Here is an 18,087-nt window from a genome sequence, read left to right as displayed (position 1 = left end):
CGGTTGGTGCGCGGCCGGCGGTGCTGGCGGCGGCGTGACGGCATCGCCTGCGGTGGCGGCGCGAAGGTCCTCTTTGGACATGCCGAACAACTGGGCCTGGGTTTCCAGCACCTGGTCGGAGAGCTTCATGTCGTCGCCGATCGCACCCTCGACGATCCCCGCCTGACGACGGGCGGCTTCGGCGACGGCCTTCCGCAGCGTCGACATCAGTTCGGAGGCCAGCGCTTGCGGCGGTCTGCGCATGGCCAGGTCGGTCAGCCTGATGTCCTTGATGGTGCCGGACGGGCCCGCTACGACTGTCACGGCGCGGTCGGCCGAGGTGGCGACCGCCTCCATCTCGGTCAGCTGCTGCTGCATCTCGCCGATGTTGGCGAACTGCTGGTCAACGCGCTGCATCTGAGACTGGAACCGCTCGAACTGAGCGACCAGCTGCTCGAACGCCGCCGATGGCACAAGGACCTCCTCCTGGAACTCGCTCGCGCAAGATCACGCCAGCGGGCGCCATGATGGCAGGAGGAGTTTCCGTTTCGCTGCGCAACGGATGAATCGATGTGGCCGAGTAACCGGGACGACAGCGAAACGATCAGATGGTTGCCGAGGGGTGCCTCGGCTCCACGTCCGGCATGACGTCGAGCGTCTCCACGATCATGTCGACCAGGAACACGATCTCGTCGGGCTGAACCCTGTCCTGGCACACGACATGGACGAATCCGTCCTCTAAGGACAGCGTGAAGAACTCCAGCCGGACCTTTCGCGGTGGCACGGGAACCGTGGCGACCTCGATCCAGTGCTCGTACGTCAAGAGGGCGTCGGTGAGCACCGGCCTCGGGTTGCACGCCTCGGTCAGGCGGACGTGCCACGGCCCGCGCTCGAAGTCCAGTGACAGCTCGGCCTCGGACTTCGACCGCTGGAGCCGGGGAGACCACGCGGATGCCTGACCTTCGCCGGACAGAGAGCCACCGAGGCTTTCCGCCAGCTCGGCCAGGGCCGGTGTCTGCTCGGCGAGGACCTTCGAGCGTTCGCGGGCACGCCAGCGGGGACGCAGGGTCGTGTAGAAGACGACAGCGATGGCGATCACCACCACGACGTGCGGCTGCAGCAGGATCAGCAGGATGTCCCATGGCCCCCTCCGGCGACGACCCGTCGCTTCTCTTCAAGTCGTCGTGAGCGGGGATTGTTGAACAACCGCAGACGAAAACGGCCCCCGGACGGAAATCCGGGGGCCGTTCTCGGTTGCTGCCTAGCTCACTCGGACTCGGTCGCCGGAGCGTCCTGCGGCTCGGTGGCCGCGGGGGCTGCGAGGTCGACCGGCGGAGCGTCCGGCACGCGGTTCGGCTTGGCCTCGCCACGGAAGACGAACTTCGCCTTGTCGTGCTCGTCGGACACGCCGTCCCAGCCCTCGACGTCGGTGATGATGATCTGGCCCGGCTGGATCTCGCCGAACAGGATCTTCTCCGACAGGGTGTCCTCGATCTCGCGCTGGATCGTCCTGCGCAGCGGGCGGGCGCCCAGCACCGGGTCGAAGCCACGCTTGGCCAGCAGGGACTTGGCCCTGTCGGTCAGCTCGAGGGCCATGTCCTTGTTCTTCAGCTGCGTTTCGACGCGGGCGATCATCAGGTCCACCATCTTGATGATCTCGTCCTGAGTCAGCTGGTGGAAGACGATGATGTCGTCGATGCGGTTGAGGAACTCGGGGCGGAAGTGCTTCTTCAGCTCGTCGTTGACCTTGTTCTTCATGCGCTCGTAGTTGGACGCGGTGTCCTGACCCGAGGTGAAGCCGAGGCCGACGGCCTTGCTGATGTCGGACGTGCCCAGGTTCGACGTGAAGATGATGACGGTGTTCTTGAAGTCCACCGTCCGGCCCTGACCGTCGGTCAGGCGGCCGTCCTCCAGAACCTGGAGCAGCGTGTTGTAGACCTCCTGGTGGGCCTTCTCGATCTCGTCGAACAGCACGACGGAGAACGGCTTGCGGCGCACCTTCTCGGTGAGCTGGCCGCCCTCTTCGTAGCCGACGTAACCGGGAGGGGCACCGAAGAGCCGCGACGCGGTGTACCGGTCGTGGAACTCGCCCATGTCGATCTGGATGAGCGCGTCGTCCTCGCCGAACAGGAAGTTCGCCAGCGCCTTCGAAAGCTCGGTCTTACCGACACCGGACGGGCCGGCGAAGATGAACGAGCCGGAGGGGCGCTTCGGGTCCTTCAGACCGGCGCGGGTGCGGCGGATCGCCTGCGACACGGCCTTGACCGCGTCGACCTGGCCGATGATCCGCTTGTGCAGCTCGTCCTCCATGCGGAGCAGACGCGTGGTCTCCTCCTCGGTGAGCTTGAACACCGGGATGCCGGTCCAGTTGGCGAGGACCTCTGCGATCTGCTCGTCGTCGACTTCTGCGACGACGTCCAGGTCACCGTCCTTCCACTGCTTCTCCCGCTCGGCCTTCTGGCCCAGGAGCTGCTTCTCCGCGTCACGCAGCTTCGCCGCGCGCTCGAAGTCCTGCGCGTCGATCGCGGACTCCTTGTCGCGGCGCACGTCCGCGATCTTCTCGTCGAACTCGCGCAGGTCTGGCGGCGCGGTCATCCGGCGGATGCGCATGCGAGCGCCCGCCTCGTCGATGAGGTCGATCGCCTTGTCCGGCAGGAACCGGTCGTTGATGTACCGGTCGGCCAGCGTGGCGGCGGCGACCAGCGCGGAGTCGGTGATCGAGACGCGGTGGTGCGCCTCGTACCGGTCGCGCAGGCCCTTGAGGATCTCGATGGTGTGCTCGAGCGACGGCTCGCCCACCTGGATCGGCTGGAAACGACGCTCCAGCGCGGGGTCCTTCTCGACGTGCTTGCGGTACTCGTCGAGCGTGGTGGCACCGATCGTCTGCAGCTCGCCACGAGCCAGCATCGGCTTGAGGATCGACGCGGCGTCGATCGCGCCCTCGGCGGCACCCGCACCGACGAGCGTGTGGATCTCGTCGATGAACAGGATGATGTCGCCGCGCGTGCGGATCTCCTTGAGGACCTTCTTCAGGCGCTCTTCGAAGTCACCGCGGTAGCGCGAGCCCGCGACCAGCGAGCCGAGGTCGAGCGTGTAGAGCTGCTTGTCCTTGAGCGTCTCGGGCACCTCGCCCTTGACGACCATCTGCGCCAGTCCCTCGACGACGGCGGTCTTGCCGACGCCGGGCTCGCCGATGAGGACCGGGTTGTTCTTGGTGCGGCGGGACAGCACCTGCATGACCCGCTCGATCTCCTTGGCGCGCCCGATCACCGGGTCGAGCTTGCCCTCACGGGCCGAAGCCGTGAGGTTGCGCCCGAACTGGTCGAGCACCAGGGACGACGACGGCGTGCCTTCGCCACGACCGGTCGACTCCGACGCGCCCTTCTCCGTCGAGTAACCGGACAGCAGCTGCAGCACCTGCTGCCGCACCCTGTTCAGATCGGCACCCAGCTTCACGAGGACCTGCGCAGCAACGCCCTCGCCCTCGCGGATCAGGCCGAGCAGGATGTGCTCGGTGCCGATGTAGTTGTGGCCGAGCTGCAGCGCTTCACGCAGCGACAGCTCGAGAACCTTCTTGGCGCGGGGGGTGAAGGGGATGTGTCCACTCGGAGCCTGTTGGCCCTGGCCGATGATTTCCTCGACCTGCTGGCGGACGCCCTCCAGCGCGATCCCCAACGACTCGAGCGCCTTGGCGGCGACACCTTCACCCTCGTGGATCAGACCCAGGAGGATGTGCTCGGTGCCGATGTAGTTGTGGTTGAGCATCCGTGCCTCTTCTTGGGCAAGGACAACCACCCGCCTCGCGCGGTCGGTGAACCTTTCGAACATTCGCACTCCCTGACTGCTGCGTCGGCGGTCCTCGGCTCCACCGATCTACCCTGGTGAGCGCGGCACCGTGGCTCCACTGTAGTGGGCGGTTCCGAGGCCTGTGGTTCCCGTCAGCGGTCAGCCGCGTCCGGTGAACATTGACATCGGCATCAACGCAGGTCGGGAGCAACGGATTCCACAGATCGGGCGATGTCCGCTGAGCGCGAACAACCGACCGTTGAGCGATGCTCCTGTGACGGGGACCACCTGAACGGGCGCGACAAGGGCGCCTTGGGTAAGGTTAGGCAAGCCTCATACATATGAGATAAGGACTTGCGCGTTGACCGTACCTGCGAGGGTCTCACAGAAGAACCCGCGTGCGCTCACGCCATTGGCCGAGTCCATCGCCCGCCTCGACGTCGGCACCGAGATCAGGTTCGGCACGCCCTCCGAGGACTGGACGATCTGCTCGGACCTGCTGGCGGAGCCCTCGCGGTTCGACCTGTGGCGCAAGGACCTCGCAGAATGGATGGTCGAGCAGTACGGCGAGTCCGACGACCGCGCCACCGCCGGCTACATCATGGGGTGGTACCTGCACGTGCCCGGCTACCTGGCAGGCCTGCTCTTCCACACCGCCCGCCGCGTGCCAACCCTGAAGCCCGCCGACCTGGCGTTCCACATCGCCACCGACGGCCGCCCACACCCAGACGGCCTAGCTCTTCTCAGCGACGAGTTCGCCTGCCTCCCCGACGACCCGGCCTCAAACCACCCGGCCGCCACCGTCGTACCCAACGAGGCCGCTCTAGCGTCAATCCTCCGCGCCCGCTACGCCGCCCACGCCGCACAATTCGTAGCCTCGTTCGGCCAGGTGGTCCGCTTCGGCCGCCGCCAACTGTGGGCCGCCGCGACCGACATGCTCGAATACGGCCCCTGGGCCGCCGGTCGACTCTGCGGCGACGAGAACGCGGGTGTCACCGACGCGGCGCTGATCCTCCCCGAAAAGCTGGAACCGTTCGTCTCAGCCTCAACCCTGCACCTCACCGACGACGGCTGGAAGCGCAAGCGAAACAGCTGCTGCTTCCACTACGTCCTCCCAGACGCGGAGCCGTGCACGGCCTGCCCACGCACCTGCTCCTGACCGGCATCGAGGGCCAACGGCCCGAGCCGTCCGCGACGGCGCAGCCGAGCGCGCTTTTCACAAAGCCAGCTGGTGGGGTGGTCCCGTCACCCCAAACACCTACGCAACAGCAAGCCGCCAAAAGCAACAGGCGTGCCATCAACCCGCAGGCGGCGCTGGACAGGTCTTTGATCAGATTGGCGGGGTCTGGGGCGGAGCCCCAGAAAGCAACCGGCACACCAGCACGCAACCCGACCACCTACGGACTACAAACCGGCAGCCGCCAACGAAACAGGGGGACAACCCACCCAACCGACGCGACGCCTACGGCAACCGATGCCGAGACCCAACAGGCACAACCAACGGCGTCCCAGAAACCGGATCCTCAACCACCCGAGCATCCAACCCGAACACATCCAGCAACATCGCCTCGGTCAACACCTCACCAGGCGCCCCCTGAGCCACGATCCGCCCATCCCGCATGGCAACGATGGTGTCCGCATACCGAGCAGCCAAGTTCAGATCGTGCAACACCATGATGATCGTCCGCCCCATGGATGCATGAAGCTCCTGCACCAAATCCAGAACGTCGATCTGATGGGCAAGGTCCAAATAGGTCGTGGGCTCGTCCAACAGCAACAGATCCGTGCCCTGGGCAAGAGCCATCGAGATCCAGGCCCGCTGCCGCTGCCCACCGGACAGCTCGTCCACGGTCCGCTCCGCCAGATCCGAAATCCCGGTCATCGCCAAAGCGTCATGAACAGCAGCAGCATCATCGGAAGACCACTGCCGATACCAGGACTGATGCGGATGCCGCCCCCGAGCAACCAGGTCAGCCACAGTCAGCCCTTCAGGCGCAGAGGGAGCCTGAGGCAGAAGCCCGAGCACGCGAGCAACGTCACGAGTGGGCATCCGGTCGATCTGCTTGCCGTCCAGCAGAACCGCCCCGGACCGCGCCGGCAGCAACCGCGCGAGAGCACGCAACAAAGTCGACTTGCCACACCCGTTGGGCCCGATCACCGCGGTGACGGTGCCGCCGACGATCGACAGGTCCAGGGTGTCGACGACCAGCCGCTCGCCGTAGCCCACGCACAGCGACGAAGCCTCAAGACGCACACTCACAGCCGCGCCTCCCGGCGACTCCGTACCAGCAGGTACATCAGATAGGGCGCACCCAGCACGGCGGTCACAACGCCGACCGGCAGCTCAGTGCGATAAATGGTTCGCGCCACGAGGTCCGACAGCATGACGAGCGCGCCGCCGATCACGACGGACCCGAACAGCGGCGGCTGTGCGGTCCCGGCCAGCCGTAGCGCGATCTGCGGCGTGGCCAGTGCGACGAACGCGATCGGACCAGCCGCGGCAGTGGCCACGGAGGCCAGCACGATCGCCACGACGATCAGGAACGAGCGCGCGACGTTGACCCTGACGCCCAGGCCGCGCGAGGTCTCGTCGCCGAACTGCAGCGCGCCGAGCACATGGCCACCGATCAACGCCACCGGAACCAGAACGACCAGAGCCAAAGCCACCGGCACGACGTGCTCCCAGCCGCGACCGTTCAGCGAACCGGTGATCCACACCATCGCCCGCCCGGCGTCCTGCACGTCGCCGACGGTCAGCAGGTAGTGCGTGAAGTTTCCGGCCACCGCGGTGATGCCGATGCCGACCAGCACCATCCGGAAGCCCTCGATGCCCTGCCGCCACGCCAGCGCGTAGACCAGCAGGCCCGCGACCAGTCCGCCTGCCAGGCCAGCCAGCGGAAGACCGAGGGACGCCGCGCTGCCGGTCACCACGCCCAGCGACCCGGCGAAGGTGATCACGGAGACCGCGCCGGCGCCTGCTCCCCAGGTCACGCCCAGGATGTCCGGCGAGGCCAGTGGATTGCGCACGATCGCCTGGAAGATCGCGCCCGACAGGCCGAGCGCGCCACCGACGAGCAGGCCCGTCAGGGCTCGCGGCATGCGCAGTTCCATCACCACGAACTGGTCGCGGCGCGTGCCACCGCCCAGCAGCGTGTCGATCACCTGCGACACCGTCAGCGGGAAGTCGCCGATCATGATGTCGACGACCAGGACCGCGGCCAGCAGCACAAGAGCGACCGCGACGACCGTCAGCGGCCGGCGGCGCAGCCTGAACGAGGTCGCTCCCACCCTGAGCGCGGTCAAATCTTCACCAGCTTCTTGCGGCGCACCAGGTAGATGAAGAACGGCGCGCCGAGCAGCGCCAGCATCACGCCGACCTCCACTTCGGACGGACGGGCCACCACCCTGCCGACGATGTCGGCGAACAGCAGCAGGATCGCGCCGACCAGCGCGGAGAACGGCAGCAGCCAGCGGTAGTCAGGCCCGGTGAACGCGCGTGCCACGTGCGGCACCACGAGACCGATGAACCCGATGGGCCCGCACGCCGCGACAGCCCCGCCCACCAGCAGCGTGATCGCGAAGATGCCCAACGACCGCGTCGTGCCGACCCGCACGCCCAGCGACTTGGCCACGTCCTCACCCAGCGACAACGCGTTGAGGCCCGGCGCGTTGAACGCCGCCAGGACCAGACCGACGACCAGGAACGGCAGCACCTGCGTCAGCACCGACATGTCGCGGCCCGCGATCGTGCCGACCTGCCAGAACCGGAAAGCGTCGAGCGACTGCTGGTCGAGCAGCACGATCGCCGACACCAGGCCGTGCATCAGCGCGGAGACCGCGGCACCGGCCAGCGCCAGCGTCACCGGTGACGGCCCGCCCCGCCCAGCCGACCCGAGCAGGAACACCATCACGCTCGCGATCATCGCGCCGGCGAAGGCGAACCAGATGTAGCCGACCAGCGAGTCGACGCCGAGCAGGAAGATCGAGAGCACGACCGCCAGCGCGGCGCCGTGCGTGACGCCGAGGATGCCGGGATCTGCCAGCGGATTGCGCGTGTGGCCCTGCATCAGCGCACCACCGACGCCCAGAGCGACGCCCACCGCGATGCCGATCAACGTCCGCGGCACCCGCAGCTCGCGGATCACCACGTCGTCCTCGACACCGGTCGGCGTGAAGAGGCCGTGCCAGACCCCGGACAACGGGATCTCCTTGGAGCCGATCGCGATGCTCGCCAGACACACGGCGACCAGCACGATCAGCAGGAAGAGCAGGCCGACCAACGACTTACGGCCCAATGCCCACCCCTCCAAATGCCCAACCTATGCTCCGCTGAAGACAGGTAAGCCTAACCGAATTTCAGGAGTCACCGATGCGAAGACCAGCTCTGATCAGTGTGGCGCTACTCGCGCTCACGGCATGTGGTCAGGCGACTACGACGAGCCCGGCGGCACCCGCCGACCAGGGCTGGACGCCGGTGACGATCGAGCACGCGATGGGCAAGACCGAGATCAAGGACCGGCCGAAGAAGGTCGCCGCGCTCGACACCAGTTACGTGGACGCCGCGCTCGCGCTGGAGACCGAGGTCGTCGCGTACACCCGCTACCGCACCGACGGGCTGCCGGACTACCTGGCGCAGGACGCGGCCAAGTACGCGAAGAACGCCAAGACCGTGGGTGAGCTGGCGAACCCGAACCTCGAGGAGCTCGCCACCATCGGCCCGGACCTGATCGTGTCGGCGAAGGTCAGGCACGAGCAGATCTACGACAAGTTGTCCAAGATCGGCCCCACGGTGTTCAGCGTCACGACCGGGCCGACGTGGAAGGACAACATCCGCCTGCTCGGCAAGGCGCTGGGCAAGGAGGAGCTGGCGAACAAGAAGATCGCCGACTACGAGGCCCGCGCGAAGAAGGTCGGCGACGCCATCCGCGCCAAGGCCGGTCACAACCCGTCGATCTCGCTCGCGCGGTTCATCGCTGGCGAGCAGACCGTCCGGCTCTACACGGAGAAGTCGTTCCCGGGCGGTGTGCTGTTCTCCGACGCCGGCCTCGCCCGCCCTCAGGGGCAGCCGACCTCGGAGAAGATCTCGGTCGACCTCAGCCAGGAGCAGATCTCGTCGCTCGACGCGGAGCGGATCTTCGTCTCCGCCTGGGCCGACCAGAAGGGCGATACGCAGAAGATCAAGGATCAGTATTTGGCGAACCCGTTGTGGGGTCAACTAAAAGGCCAGAAGCAGGACGTCTCGGATGTCGTTTGGGTCTCTTCGGTCAGTCTTCAGGGGGCACACGCGATGCTCGACGACCTTGCGAAGGGTTTCGGTGTCGATCCAGCCAGTAGTTGATCAGTCACTCAAATAGCACGAAGGGGTTCCGGGAATCGTCCCGGAACCCCTTCGTGTTTTAACGAATTTCAGCCCTGCTGGTGGTAGGCGTCGAGCACCTCGGCCGGGATCCGGCCCCGGTCCGACACCTTCATGCCCTGCTTGCGGGCCCACTCGCGAATGGCCTGGTTCTGCTCACGATCCGCCGAAGCCGGGCGCGCCTTCACCCCGGCCGGACGACCGGGACCAACACGCTTGCGACCGCCCGCACGACGTGCACTTCCCACGAAGTCGGCCAAGGCATCACGAAGTTTGCCCGCATTCCCCGAGGAAAGGTCGATCGTGTAGCTGACACCGTCCAGCCCGAACTCGACGGTCTCCTCCGCAGTGGAGCCGTCCAGGTCGTCGACGAGGGTCACCGTGACCTTCTGCGCCATGCGTATCCTCCTGGACCCCGAATGCGCGGTCACCCGCACGCCAACTAATGCCTCTTGCGACGCAGGTTAGCGCACGGTTGCCGCATTGCACCTATCGACATCCGGAAAGTTACTCATTCAGGGCGAACGAGCGGGAACAAGATGGTCTCCCGGATACCCAGACCCGTGAGGGCCATCAGCAGCCGATCGATACCCATTCCGACACCACCACTCGGTGGCATTCCGTACTCCAGTGATCGCAGAAAGTCTTCGTCGATCGGCATCGCCTCGACGTCACCGGCCGCGCCAAGGCGTGCCTGCGCTTCCAGACGTTCACGCTCGATGACCGGGTCCACCAGTTCGGAGTAGCCGGTTCCGAGTTCGAATCCGCGGACGTACAGATCCCACTTTTCGGCGACACCCGGCTTGCTGCGGTGCTGCCTGGTCAGCGGCGACGTCTCGACCGGGTAGTCGCGCACGAACGTCGGGGCGTACAGCGAGTCGCACACCAGGTGCTCCCACAGCTCCTCGACCAGCTTGCCGTGCCCGAACTTCGGGCTGACCTCGAGCTCGTGCCGATCGCAAAGCTTGCGCAGCACGTCAGCGGGGGTGTCGGGGGTGATTTCCTCACCGACGGCTTCGGACAACGACTCGTAGATGCTGATCGTCGTCCATTCACCCGACAGGTCGTACTCGCTGCCGTCCGCCAACGTGACGATCTGCGAACCCGTGACCGCTTCCGCGGCTTCCTGGATCAGCTCGCGCGTGAGTACCGCGTTCGTGTCGTACGTCGCGTACGCCTCGTAGTACTCCAGCATCGAAAACTCGGGCGAATGCGACGAGTCGACGCCCTCGTTGCGGAAGTTGCGGTTGATCTCGAAGACCTTCTCGATGCCACCGACCACGCAGCGCTTCAAGTACAGCTCGGGCGCGATGCGCAGGTACAGATCGATGTCGAGCGCGTTCGAGTGCGTGATGAACGGACGCGCGCTCGCACCTCCCTGCAGCGTCTGCAACATCGGCGTCTCGACTTCGAGGAATCCACGCCGGTGGAACGAGTCGCGCAGAGAACGAACGACGTTCGCACGGGTCCGAACAGTGTCACGAGCGGTCGGCCTCAGGATCAGGTCGACGTATCGCTGACGAATACGGGTTTCCTCGCCGAGTTCCTTGTGCGCGACCGGCAACGGGCGCAGCGACTTCGACGTCACCTGCCACGCGTCGGCCATCACGGAAAGTTCACCGCGGCGCGAGCTGATGACCTCACCGTGCACGAAAACGTGGTCACCGAGGTCGACGTCGGTCTTCCACTCGGAAAGCGCTTCTTCACCCACGCCGGCAAGGCTCAGCATCGCCTGCAGTTCGGTGCCGTCGCCTTCGCGCAACGTCGCGAAGCACAGCTTTCCGGTGTTGCGCATGAACATCACGCGCCCGGTCACTCCGACGACCTGTCCGGTCTGCGTGTCGGGTTCGAGTTCTGGATGCGCGTCGCGAATCTCGCGCAACGTGTGCGTGCGCGCGACTTCGACGGGATACGGCTCCTTGCCGGAAGCGAGCAGCCGTGCACGCTTCTCCCGGCGCACGCGCATCTGTTCGGGCAGGTCCTCTTCGCTGGTCACGGGGTTTTGCTTCGGCTGCTCGCTCACGCCGAGAAGGGTACGGAAGGCGGTTGCGGCAAAGCGAACCGGATACCCGTTTCACGAGGCGGCCACCGATTCCGAGATCCACGAGGAACGCTCGCGCAAGCTCTGCTTCCCCCGACGTGGAATCGAGGAGGATCTTCAGCGAGCCCGACCAGACCAACCTCGGCACCGGGCCACGAACTAGGTTGGGGTGATGGATCTACACGCGAGGCGAGCGGACTCGTTCGGCGCGCAGGCCGAGGCATACGCCGAACACCGGCCTGACTATCCCGTGGCGGCGATCCGGTGGGCACTGGAGCCACTGGGCACTTCCGAGCGGTTGGACGTGCTCGACCTGGCCGCCGGCACCGGCAAGCTGACAGCGGGTCTGGTGGCCGAGGGCCACCGCGTGACAGCCGTGGAGCCCAACGAGCAGATGCTGTCCGAGCTCGTGCGCCGCGTTCACGACGTGCGCGCACTGCCGGGCCACGCAGAGCACATCCCGGTCCCGGACCACACCGTCGACGCCGTGTTCGTCGGCACCGCGTTCCACTGGTTCGACCAGGAGAAGGCACTGCCGGAGATCGCCCGCGTGCTGCGGCCGGGTGGCGTGCTGGCGGCCATGTGGATCGAGTCCGACCCGAACGCCGACTGGGTCACCGAGTTCGAGCAGGTGTCGGCGAGCAGCGTCGAGTCACAGCGTCACAACCCGACGGGCATCATGTCGCACCCGTCGTTCGGGCCCGTGGAGCACGAGACGTTCCCGCACACGCACCGCAGGGACTCGCCGGAAGCCGTCATCGCCTGGGTCAACACGCACTCGCGCATGCTGGTCGTCGACGACGACGAGCGAGCCGCGATCAACCACAAGATGCTCGCGTTCCTCCGCGAGCGCCCTGAGACGTCGAACTGGCCGCTCGACGTCCCCTTGCGCAGTGACGTCTTCCGGATGGTGCGCGTCAGCGAATAGCGGGCATGTTGCGCTCGAAGACCAGGCGCAGGCCCAACAGGGTCAGGTCGGGCACGTGGTGCGCGATCTCCGAGGACTCCGAGACCACCAGGGGCGCGAGGCCGCCGGTGGCGATCACCGTGACCGGTCCAGGATCGGTCTGCTGGAGCTCCTCGGTGATCTTGTGCACCAGCCCGTCCACCTGGCCGACGAAGCCGTAGACGATGCCGGACTGCAGGCACTCCACGGTGTTCTTGCCGATCACGTTGCGCGGCCTGACCAGCTCGACCTTGCGCAGCTGGGCGGCGCGGGCCGCCAAGGCGTCGACCGAGATCTCGATGCCAGGCGCCAAGGCACCGCCGAGGAACTCGCCGCGCGACGAGATGACGTCGAGGTTCGTGGACGTGCCGAAGTCGACCACGATGCACGAGGTCGAGTAGAGGTGGTGCGCGGCCAGCGTGTTTATCACGCGGTCCGAGCCCACCTCCTTCGGGTTGTCGACGAGCAGCGGGACGCCGGTCTTCACGCCCGGCTCCACCAGCACCTTCGGCACGGCGTCGTAGTAGCGGCCGAGCATCACCCGCAGCTCGCGCAGCACCGCGGGCACGGTGGACAGCGCGGAGATGCCGGTGATCTTGTCGGCGTACTCGCCGAGCAGGCCGCGCATGGTCAGCGCGAGCTCGTCAGCGGTCATCCTGGCGTCGGTGCGCATCCGCCAGTCGCGCACGAGCGGGGCAGAGTCGCCGACCCCGTCGTACAGACCGAGCACGATGTTGGTGTTGCCGACGTCGATGGCGAGCAGCACTTGGCGTTCCTTCTTCAGTTCTCGGCCTGGATCAACGCGTCCAGCGCGGTCGCCTCAACGGTCTCAGACGAAGGCGCGCTCGTGGACCCGTTCACGAGACCGGAGCCCTCCGGGGCGTGCGCGGGGTCGGCACCGAGGTCGACGACCTTGTTGTCGGCGTCCACGAACACGACCCGCGGCTGGTAGGTGCGGGCCTCGGCGTCGTCCATCTGCCCGTACGCGATGAGGATCACGATGTCGCCGGGGTGCACGAGGTGCGCCGCCGCGCCGTTGATGCCCAGCACGCCGGTGCCGCGCTCGCCGGGGATGACGTAGGTCTCGAGCCGCGCGCCGTTGGTGACGTCGACGATGGCGACCTGCTCGCCCGCCAGCAGGTCAGCGGCCTCCATCAGGTCCTCGTCCACCGTCACCGAGCCGACGTAGTGCAGGTCGGCCTGCGTCACGGTGGCGCGGTGGATCTTGGACTTCAGCATCGTGCGGAACATGTCATTCCCCCTACTCGTCGCCTTCGCCGAGCAACACCGCGATGTTGTCGATCAGGCGGGTGGAACCGACGCGGGCCGCCACGAGCAGCCTGGCGTCACCGTTCTCCGGCGCGGGACCGAGGTCGGTACCGCGCAGCTCCAGGTAGTCCAGCTCGACCTCGGGCACCTGCGCCAGGACGTCGTGCGCGGCCTTGAGCACCGCGTCCGCACCTTGCGAGCTCACGTGGGCGCCCGCGGTCAGCGCGGCCGACAGCGCGACGGCCTGCTGCCGCTGCTCCGGGGTGAGGTAGGCGTTGCGCGACGACAGCGCCAGACCGTCCTGCTCGCGCACCGTCGGCACGCCGACGACGTCGAGCGGGAAGTTCAGGTCGCGTGCCATCTTGTGGATCAGCTGCAGCTGTTGGTAGTCCTTCTGCCCGAACACCGCGTACGTGGGCTGCACGATGTTGAACAGCTTCGACACCACGGTCAGCACGCCTTCGAAGTGGCCGGGACGCGAGGCGCCTTCCAGCTCGTCACCCAGCGGGCCGGGGTGCACGGTGACCTGCGCGCCCGCGGGGTACATGTCCTCGACGGACGGTGCGAAAACCAGACCGACGCGCTCCCCGCGGCAGATGTCCACATCGGACTCGAACTGGCGCGGGTACTTCGCGAGGTCCTCGTTCGGCCCGAACTGCAACGGGTTCACGAAGATCGACACCACGATCACCGTGTTCTGCATGACCTGGGCCTCGCGGATCAGCTGCCGGTGGCCCGCGTGCAACGCGCCCATCGTGGGCACCAGTGCGACGTTGCGGCCGGCGTTGCGCAGCGTCCGCACGACCCGGTTCAGCCGCTGCGGGTCGCGGTGCACCGTGACGTCGTCCGGGCGGTAGTCGTCCTTGGTCAGTGGCTTGGTCACGTCAGTCCTCAAGAGTGGTGCGAACGTCGTTGGCCGCGTCGGGCTTGAGCAGCCCGGAGCGTTCGGCCCGCTCGGCGGTGCGCCGGGCGAGCACGCGGTAGCTGGGCAGAGTCTCGGATGCCTGCGCGGCGAGCACGTCGAGGTGCTGCGCAAGGTACCCGTGTCGCCGCGGGCGACCGGACCGGTGAGGGCGCGGTCACCGTGGCGCAGCGCGTTGTCGAGCGCGGCGGACAGCAACGGGCCGAGGAGGCGTTCGGCGTTGGCGACACCGGCGTTCGTGAGCAGGTCGGCGGCGTCGCGGACCAGCGTGATCAGGTGGTTCGCACCGTGAGCCAGTGCCGCGTGGTAGAGCGGGCGGACAGCCTCAGGAACCCTGATCGGTTCGGCGTCCATCTCCACGACCAGGGCCTCGCCGACGCTCCAGGCCACCTCGTCGCCGTCCGCGGCCGTGACGCCGACACACGCGGCGCTCATCCGCAGCAGGTCTTCCGAGCGGCCGGTGAACGTCATGACGGGGTGCAGCGCGAGCGTGAGAGCACCGAGTTCGGCAGCGGGTTCGAGGATCTTCACGCCCTGAGCACCGCTGGTGTGGACGATGATCTGGCCCGCACGCAACGAACCCGTGGCGACCAGGCCCTTGACCAGGCCGGCGAGCTCGTCGTCCGGCACGGCCAGCAGCACCAGATCGGATCGTGCGGCGACCTCGGTCGGGTCCTCGATCGGGACGCCGGGCAGCAGCTCTTCCGCGCGGTTGCGGGAAGCCTGGGAGACGGCGCAGGCGCCGACCACCACGTGGCCCGTCCTGGCCAGCGCGGCGCCCAGCACCGAGCCGACCCGGCCTGCCGAGATGACACCGACGGCGAGCCTGGCCGGACGTGGGGTCGCGTCCATGCGACTAACTCCTTCTGACGTTCCAGTCCCGGTTCGGGTACCAGACGACGCCGACGAGGGTAATCCCGCCGATCCTTGCCTGAGGCCGGTCGGTGACGGGACTCACCGGCGGGCGGCCGCCCGAGCGGCGTGCAGGGTGTCGAGCAGCACTCCGTGGCGTTGCTCGGCGCTCTGGCCCGCCGTTCCCTGTTCGATGCGGTGTCTCAGGAAGGCCAGCTCGGTGACCGCGATCTGGTAGCTCTTCACGGATTTGACCGCCGCGTCACCAGACTTGCGCTTGACCGCTTTGAGCCAGTTCCTGCGACCGTTGAGGCTGGCCAGCAGGGCGACCTCGCTGGTGGCGATCCACCGGTTCTGCGCCATCGCGGCGAGCTGCCCAGCGACGATCCGCTGTTCACGTCGTCGCTGCCAGACCACGATCGTGACCGCGCCGGCGAACACCGGCACCATGATCAGGAAGTACAGGTTGATGAAGTCCGACCCGGTGCCGACCGTGGTCGAGAAGTTCCACAGCGAGTGCAGGCCGACGGCCGTGAGGTAGCCGCCGATCGGCGCGATGATGCGGGTCGTGGCGTTGCTGGTGCTGGCGGCGATGCCGACGCCGATGCCGGTCATGGCCGTGAACATCGGATGCGCGAACGGCGACAGCACCCCGCGCAGGATGAACAGCGCGATCACGCCACCGCCCATGCCGCCGAGCCCGTCCTCCAGGAAGACCCGCCCGAAGTACCAGATGTTCTCGGTGAACGCGAAGCCGGCGGCCGTGATGCCCGCGTAGACCATGCCGTCCACGACCCCGTCGAACTCGTGCCTGCGCCGCAGGAAGACGGCCAGCAGGAACGCCGCCTTGGTCGCCTCCTCGACGATCGGCGCCCCGACCACGGCCGTGAACGTCGTGCCGTCCTGGCCGATCAGGTCCGCGAGCACCCTGCTCGTCTGGTTGAACGCGAGCGAGCTGATCGTCGCGCCGCACGCCCCCCACACGAACGCGAAGAGCAGCATCTTCGCGGGCTCCGGCTCCCAGCGGTCGATCCACAGGAACGCGCTCACCACGAACGCGACGGGGATCAGCGCAGCGGCGGCACCGACCAGCAACGGCTCGATGCCGATGCTCGACGTGCCCAGCGCGAACAGCACGAGCCCTGCCGCGGCGAGCGCGATCAGCGCCACGACGGGGAACAGGACGGTCCAGCGGCGCTGCTCGATGCGCTTCTTCGTCGGCGCCGGCGTCGGCGTCGGCGTGAGGTCGGCGTCGTTCACGGGAAATGACCTTAGATGCACACTTGTCCGGTGTTCGACTGGGAAGCCGCTTGGCACGCCGCGCTGTACGGCCCCGGCGGCTTCTTCGCGCGCGGCGAGAAGCCTTCGTCGCACTTCCGCACGTCACCGCTGGTGGGGCCGGAGCTCGGGGTTGCCCTTGTCGAGTTGTTGTCACGCGTGGACGCCGCTCTCGGATTTCCCCCGGTCGTGGACTTCGTGGACGTGGGCGCGGGCGGTGGCGAGCTGGCCTTCGCGGTTCGTTCGCTGGCCTCGGGGTCGCTGGCTTCCCGGTTGCGGGTGACCGCCGTCGAACTCGGCCCGCCCGTTGAGCTGCCTGGTGTTCGGTGGACCTCTGCCGTGCCTTCGTGCGTCGGGTTGCTGGTCGGGCACGAGTGGCTCGACGCGATCCCCTGCCCGGTGGTGACCGGGCCTTCTTCGGATCCGTGGATCACCCGGTGGTGGCCTTCTCTGGCCGATGGTGAGCAGGCCGAGGTCGGGGCGCCTCGTGACGCTGCTTGGGCCGCCGCGGTCTCATCGGTGCGCGGGGCGGCCTTGGCGATCGACTATGGGCACCTGATCTCTTCGCGGCGGTTTTCGTTGACCGGGTATCGGGACGGGCGTCAGGTGCCACCGGTCTTCGACGGCTCTTGCGACATCACCGCGCACGTCGCCATGGACGCGTGTGCAGAGGCTGCCGGCGGCGACTGGGTGCTGGTGTCGCAGCGGGACGCCATGGCCGCGCTTGGCCTCGTTGGAGAAGCTGCTGGTTCCGGATGGGACTGGCTGGAGTCTGCCGCCCGCGCGGGCCGGATCGCTGAACTGCGCGACCCGTCCGGGCTGGGGTCGTTCGGCTGGCTGCTGCACGGCAACGGCGTGGCCGTCTCGGACCTGCTGCCCGCGCTGCCGCCCTGGCGTCCGATTCCCGCCAGCTTTTCGGCCTCCTGACGACGATCGTTTCTCGGCATGCGAATCCACAACGTGCCGCCGTCCGCTTCCCTGTCCGACCCCGGCCGCGAGTATCGCGCTTCTGAGCCTGGCGTGCCGTTGCGTTGCTGTCTGCGGAAGTCGCTGCCCGATGAGCCGGTCTGGCTGTTCCGCTACTCGCCTTCGTCGGGCAATGGGCCGTACTCCGAGGTCGGGCCGATCTTCACCCACGTGGAGTGCCCTGGCTCGCCTTCGTTGGATCGTCTCCCTGTTGAATTGTTGAACAATCCCCGGATCCTACGTTCCTACAACGCCGCAGGTCAGATCCACGACGGCGAGGTGGTGGAGCCCGGATCGTTCGATCGTGCCATCGAAGGATTGTTCAACGATACTTCGATCGACTCGGTTCAGGTTCGGAGCCTGTCTCACGGGTGTTTCTTCTTCGCGATCACGAGGGCTTGAGGGACGTTCAGGTGCGCCCGCCAAGGCCTGAGCTACGCCTGACAGGGCCAGCGTCGGCCAAGGGCGTGAGCACACCTGAGCGCTCCAGTGCTCACCAAAGCGTGAGCTACACCGAGCCGGGCGCTCACCGAAGCGTGAACCGCGTCCGAGCGAGTCTGCGCCCACCGGAGGGCACGAGCGAGCGCCCACAGGGCATGAACCGCTCCCAGGTCAGCCACCAGGGCACGAGCCAGCCCGCACCAAGGCGTGAAGCGCGCCCGAGCCGGCCAACACCCCACCAGCGGCACGAG

The 18,087-nt window shown here is 67.3% G+C and carries 17 protein-coding genes and 1 pseudogene; 5 read left to right on the top strand and 13 right to left on the bottom strand.

Annotated elements, in window-relative coordinates; genetic code table 11:
* From FXN61_RS34860 to FXN61_RS34850, 3 genes are all read right to left on the bottom strand, one after another.
* On the bottom strand, positions 1–453 hold a 453-nt coding region (locus tag FXN61_RS34860), incomplete at its 3' end, for a YbaB/EbfC family nucleoid-associated protein (protein WP_312878221.1).
* Positions 454–583: 130 nt separating this feature from the next.
* Positions 584–1,078 (bottom strand): hypothetical protein, encoded by a 495-nt coding sequence (locus tag FXN61_RS34855; RefSeq protein WP_167978199.1) that lies wholly within the window; start codon positions 1,076–1,078, stop codon positions 584–586.
* Between the two features lie 167 nt (positions 1,079–1,245).
* Positions 1,246–3,807 carry an ATP-dependent Clp protease ATP-binding subunit gene (locus FXN61_RS34850; protein ID WP_167978198.1) on the bottom strand — a complete coding sequence of 854 codons (2,562 nt, stop codon included), beginning with the start codon at positions 3,805–3,807 and terminating at the stop codon, positions 1,246–1,248.
* Between the two features lie 319 nt (positions 3,808–4,126).
* Between FXN61_RS34850 and FXN61_RS34845 the strand changes: the two genes are divergently transcribed.
* A complete protein-coding gene (locus FXN61_RS34845; RefSeq protein WP_167978197.1) occupies positions 4,127–4,924 on the top strand; it encodes a (2Fe-2S)-binding protein in 798 nt (265 codons plus the stop codon).
* A gap of 303 nt (positions 4,925–5,227) precedes the next feature.
* On the opposite strand, the gene FXN61_RS34840 is transcribed toward FXN61_RS34845, so the two are convergent.
* From FXN61_RS34840 to FXN61_RS34830, 3 genes are read right to left on the bottom strand one after another with little or no spacing between them, the layout of a single operon-like run.
* Complete coding sequence (locus tag FXN61_RS34840) at positions 5,228–6,025, bottom strand: ABC transporter ATP-binding protein (RefSeq protein ID WP_312878220.1); 798 nt, start codon at positions 6,023–6,025, stop codon at positions 5,228–5,230.
* Entirely contained in the window at positions 6,022–7,068 is a 1,047-nt protein-coding gene (locus FXN61_RS34835) for a FecCD family ABC transporter permease (RefSeq protein ID WP_188135812.1), read from the bottom strand. The genes FXN61_RS34840 and FXN61_RS34835 overlap by 4 nt, the downstream gene beginning before the upstream one ends.
* Entirely contained in the window at positions 7,065–8,060 is a 996-nt protein-coding gene (locus tag FXN61_RS34830; protein WP_246292383.1) for a FecCD family ABC transporter permease, read from the bottom strand. Before FXN61_RS34830 ends, FXN61_RS34835 begins: the two co-directional genes overlap by 4 nt.
* 74 nt (positions 8,061–8,134) lie before the next feature.
* On the opposite strand from FXN61_RS34830, the gene FXN61_RS34825 reads away from it, so the two are divergent.
* A complete protein-coding gene (locus FXN61_RS34825; protein ID WP_167978195.1) occupies positions 8,135–9,103 on the top strand; it encodes an ABC transporter substrate-binding protein in 969 nt (322 codons plus the stop codon).
* Between the two features lie 68 nt (positions 9,104–9,171).
* On the opposite strand, the gene FXN61_RS34820 is transcribed toward FXN61_RS34825, so the two are convergent.
* Entirely contained in the window at positions 9,172–9,519 is a 348-nt protein-coding gene (locus FXN61_RS34820) for a histone-like nucleoid-structuring protein Lsr2 (RefSeq protein ID WP_030471050.1), read from the bottom strand.
* Positions 9,520–9,632: 113 nt separating this feature from the next.
* On the bottom strand, positions 9,633–11,087 hold the full coding sequence (gene lysS / locus FXN61_RS34815) for a lysine--tRNA ligase (protein ID WP_167978201.1): 1,455 nt from the start codon (positions 11,085–11,087) through the stop codon (positions 9,633–9,635).
* Between the two features lie 247 nt (positions 11,088–11,334).
* On the opposite strand from lysS, the gene FXN61_RS34810 reads away from it, so the two are divergent.
* On the top strand, positions 11,335–12,090 hold the full coding sequence (locus FXN61_RS34810) for a class I SAM-dependent methyltransferase (protein ID WP_167978194.1): 756 nt from the start codon (positions 11,335–11,337) through the stop codon (positions 12,088–12,090).
* Here FXN61_RS34810 and FXN61_RS34805 read toward each other — a convergent pair.
* The 5 genes and pseudogenes from FXN61_RS34805 to FXN61_RS34785 all read right to left on the bottom strand — a co-directional run bounded on the left by FXN61_RS34805 (position 12,080) and on the right by FXN61_RS34785 (position 16,411).
* The gene (locus tag FXN61_RS34805; RefSeq protein WP_167978193.1) at positions 12,080–12,874 is read right to left on the bottom strand and encodes a type III pantothenate kinase; all 795 of its coding nucleotides are present in this window, start codon (positions 12,872–12,874) and stop codon (positions 12,080–12,082) included. The two genes, FXN61_RS34810 and FXN61_RS34805, sit on opposite strands and share 11 nt — an antisense overlap.
* Positions 12,875–12,888: 14 nt before the next feature.
* Positions 12,889–13,359, bottom strand: a complete 471-nt coding sequence (gene panD / locus FXN61_RS34800; RefSeq protein ID WP_167978192.1) for an aspartate 1-decarboxylase — start codon at positions 13,357–13,359, stop codon at positions 12,889–12,891.
* Positions 13,360–13,369: 10 nt separating this feature from the next.
* Complete coding sequence (gene panC / locus FXN61_RS34795) at positions 13,370–14,260, bottom strand: pantoate--beta-alanine ligase (RefSeq protein ID WP_167978191.1); 891 nt, start codon at positions 14,258–14,260, stop codon at positions 13,370–13,372.
* A gap of 1 nt (position 14,261) precedes the next feature.
* Positions 14,262–15,151 (bottom strand): annotated as a pseudogene (locus FXN61_RS34790) (Rossmann-like and DUF2520 domain-containing protein).
* 102 nt (positions 15,152–15,253) lie between these two features.
* Entirely contained in the window at positions 15,254–16,411 is a 1,158-nt protein-coding gene (locus tag FXN61_RS34785) for a PrsW family intramembrane metalloprotease (protein WP_312878218.1), read from the bottom strand.
* 30 nt (positions 16,412–16,441) lie between these two features.
* Here FXN61_RS34785 and FXN61_RS34780 point away from each other — a divergent pair, with 30 nt between their 5' ends.
* Entirely contained in the window at positions 16,442–17,356 is a 915-nt protein-coding gene (locus tag FXN61_RS34780) for an SAM-dependent methyltransferase (RefSeq protein WP_312878217.1), read from the top strand.
* Between the two features lie 33 nt (positions 17,357–17,389).
* Positions 17,390–17,797, top strand: a complete 408-nt coding sequence (locus tag FXN61_RS34775) for a DUF1203 domain-containing protein (protein WP_167978189.1) — start codon at positions 17,390–17,392, stop codon at positions 17,795–17,797.
* Positions 17,798–18,087 lie beyond the last annotated feature (290 nt).

The organism is Lentzea indica, assembly GCF_012184385.1.
Classification (GTDB): domain Bacteria; phylum Actinomycetota; class Actinomycetes; order Mycobacteriales; family Pseudonocardiaceae; genus Lentzea; species Lentzea indica.
The sequence above is the reverse complement of the archived record's forward strand: the minus strand, read 5'-3'. Positions and strand labels throughout refer to the sequence as shown.

Bases quoted from the DNA above. Each gene is read 5' to 3' on its own strand.
- lysS (WP_167978201.1), bottom strand. From the start codon at position 11,087: ATGCGCGTGCGCCGGGAGAAGCGTGCACGGCTGCTCGCTTCCGGCAAG.
- FXN61_RS34825 (WP_167978195.1), top strand. From the start codon at position 8,135: ATGCGAAGACCAGCTCTGATCAGTGTGGCGCTACTCGCGCTCACGGCA.
- FXN61_RS34810 (WP_167978194.1), top strand. From the start codon at position 11,335: ATGGATCTACACGCGAGGCGAGCGGACTCGTTCGGCGCGCAGGCCGAG.
- FXN61_RS34820 (WP_030471050.1), bottom strand. From the start codon at position 9,519: ATGGCGCAGAAGGTCACGGTGACCCTCGTCGACGACCTGGACGGCTCC.
- FXN61_RS34850 (WP_167978198.1), bottom strand. From the start codon at position 3,807: ATGTTCGAAAGGTTCACCGACCGCGCGAGGCGGGTGGTTGTCCTTGCC.
- panD (WP_167978192.1), bottom strand. From the start codon at position 13,359: ATGTTCCGCACGATGCTGAAGTCCAAGATCCACCGCGCCACCGTGACG.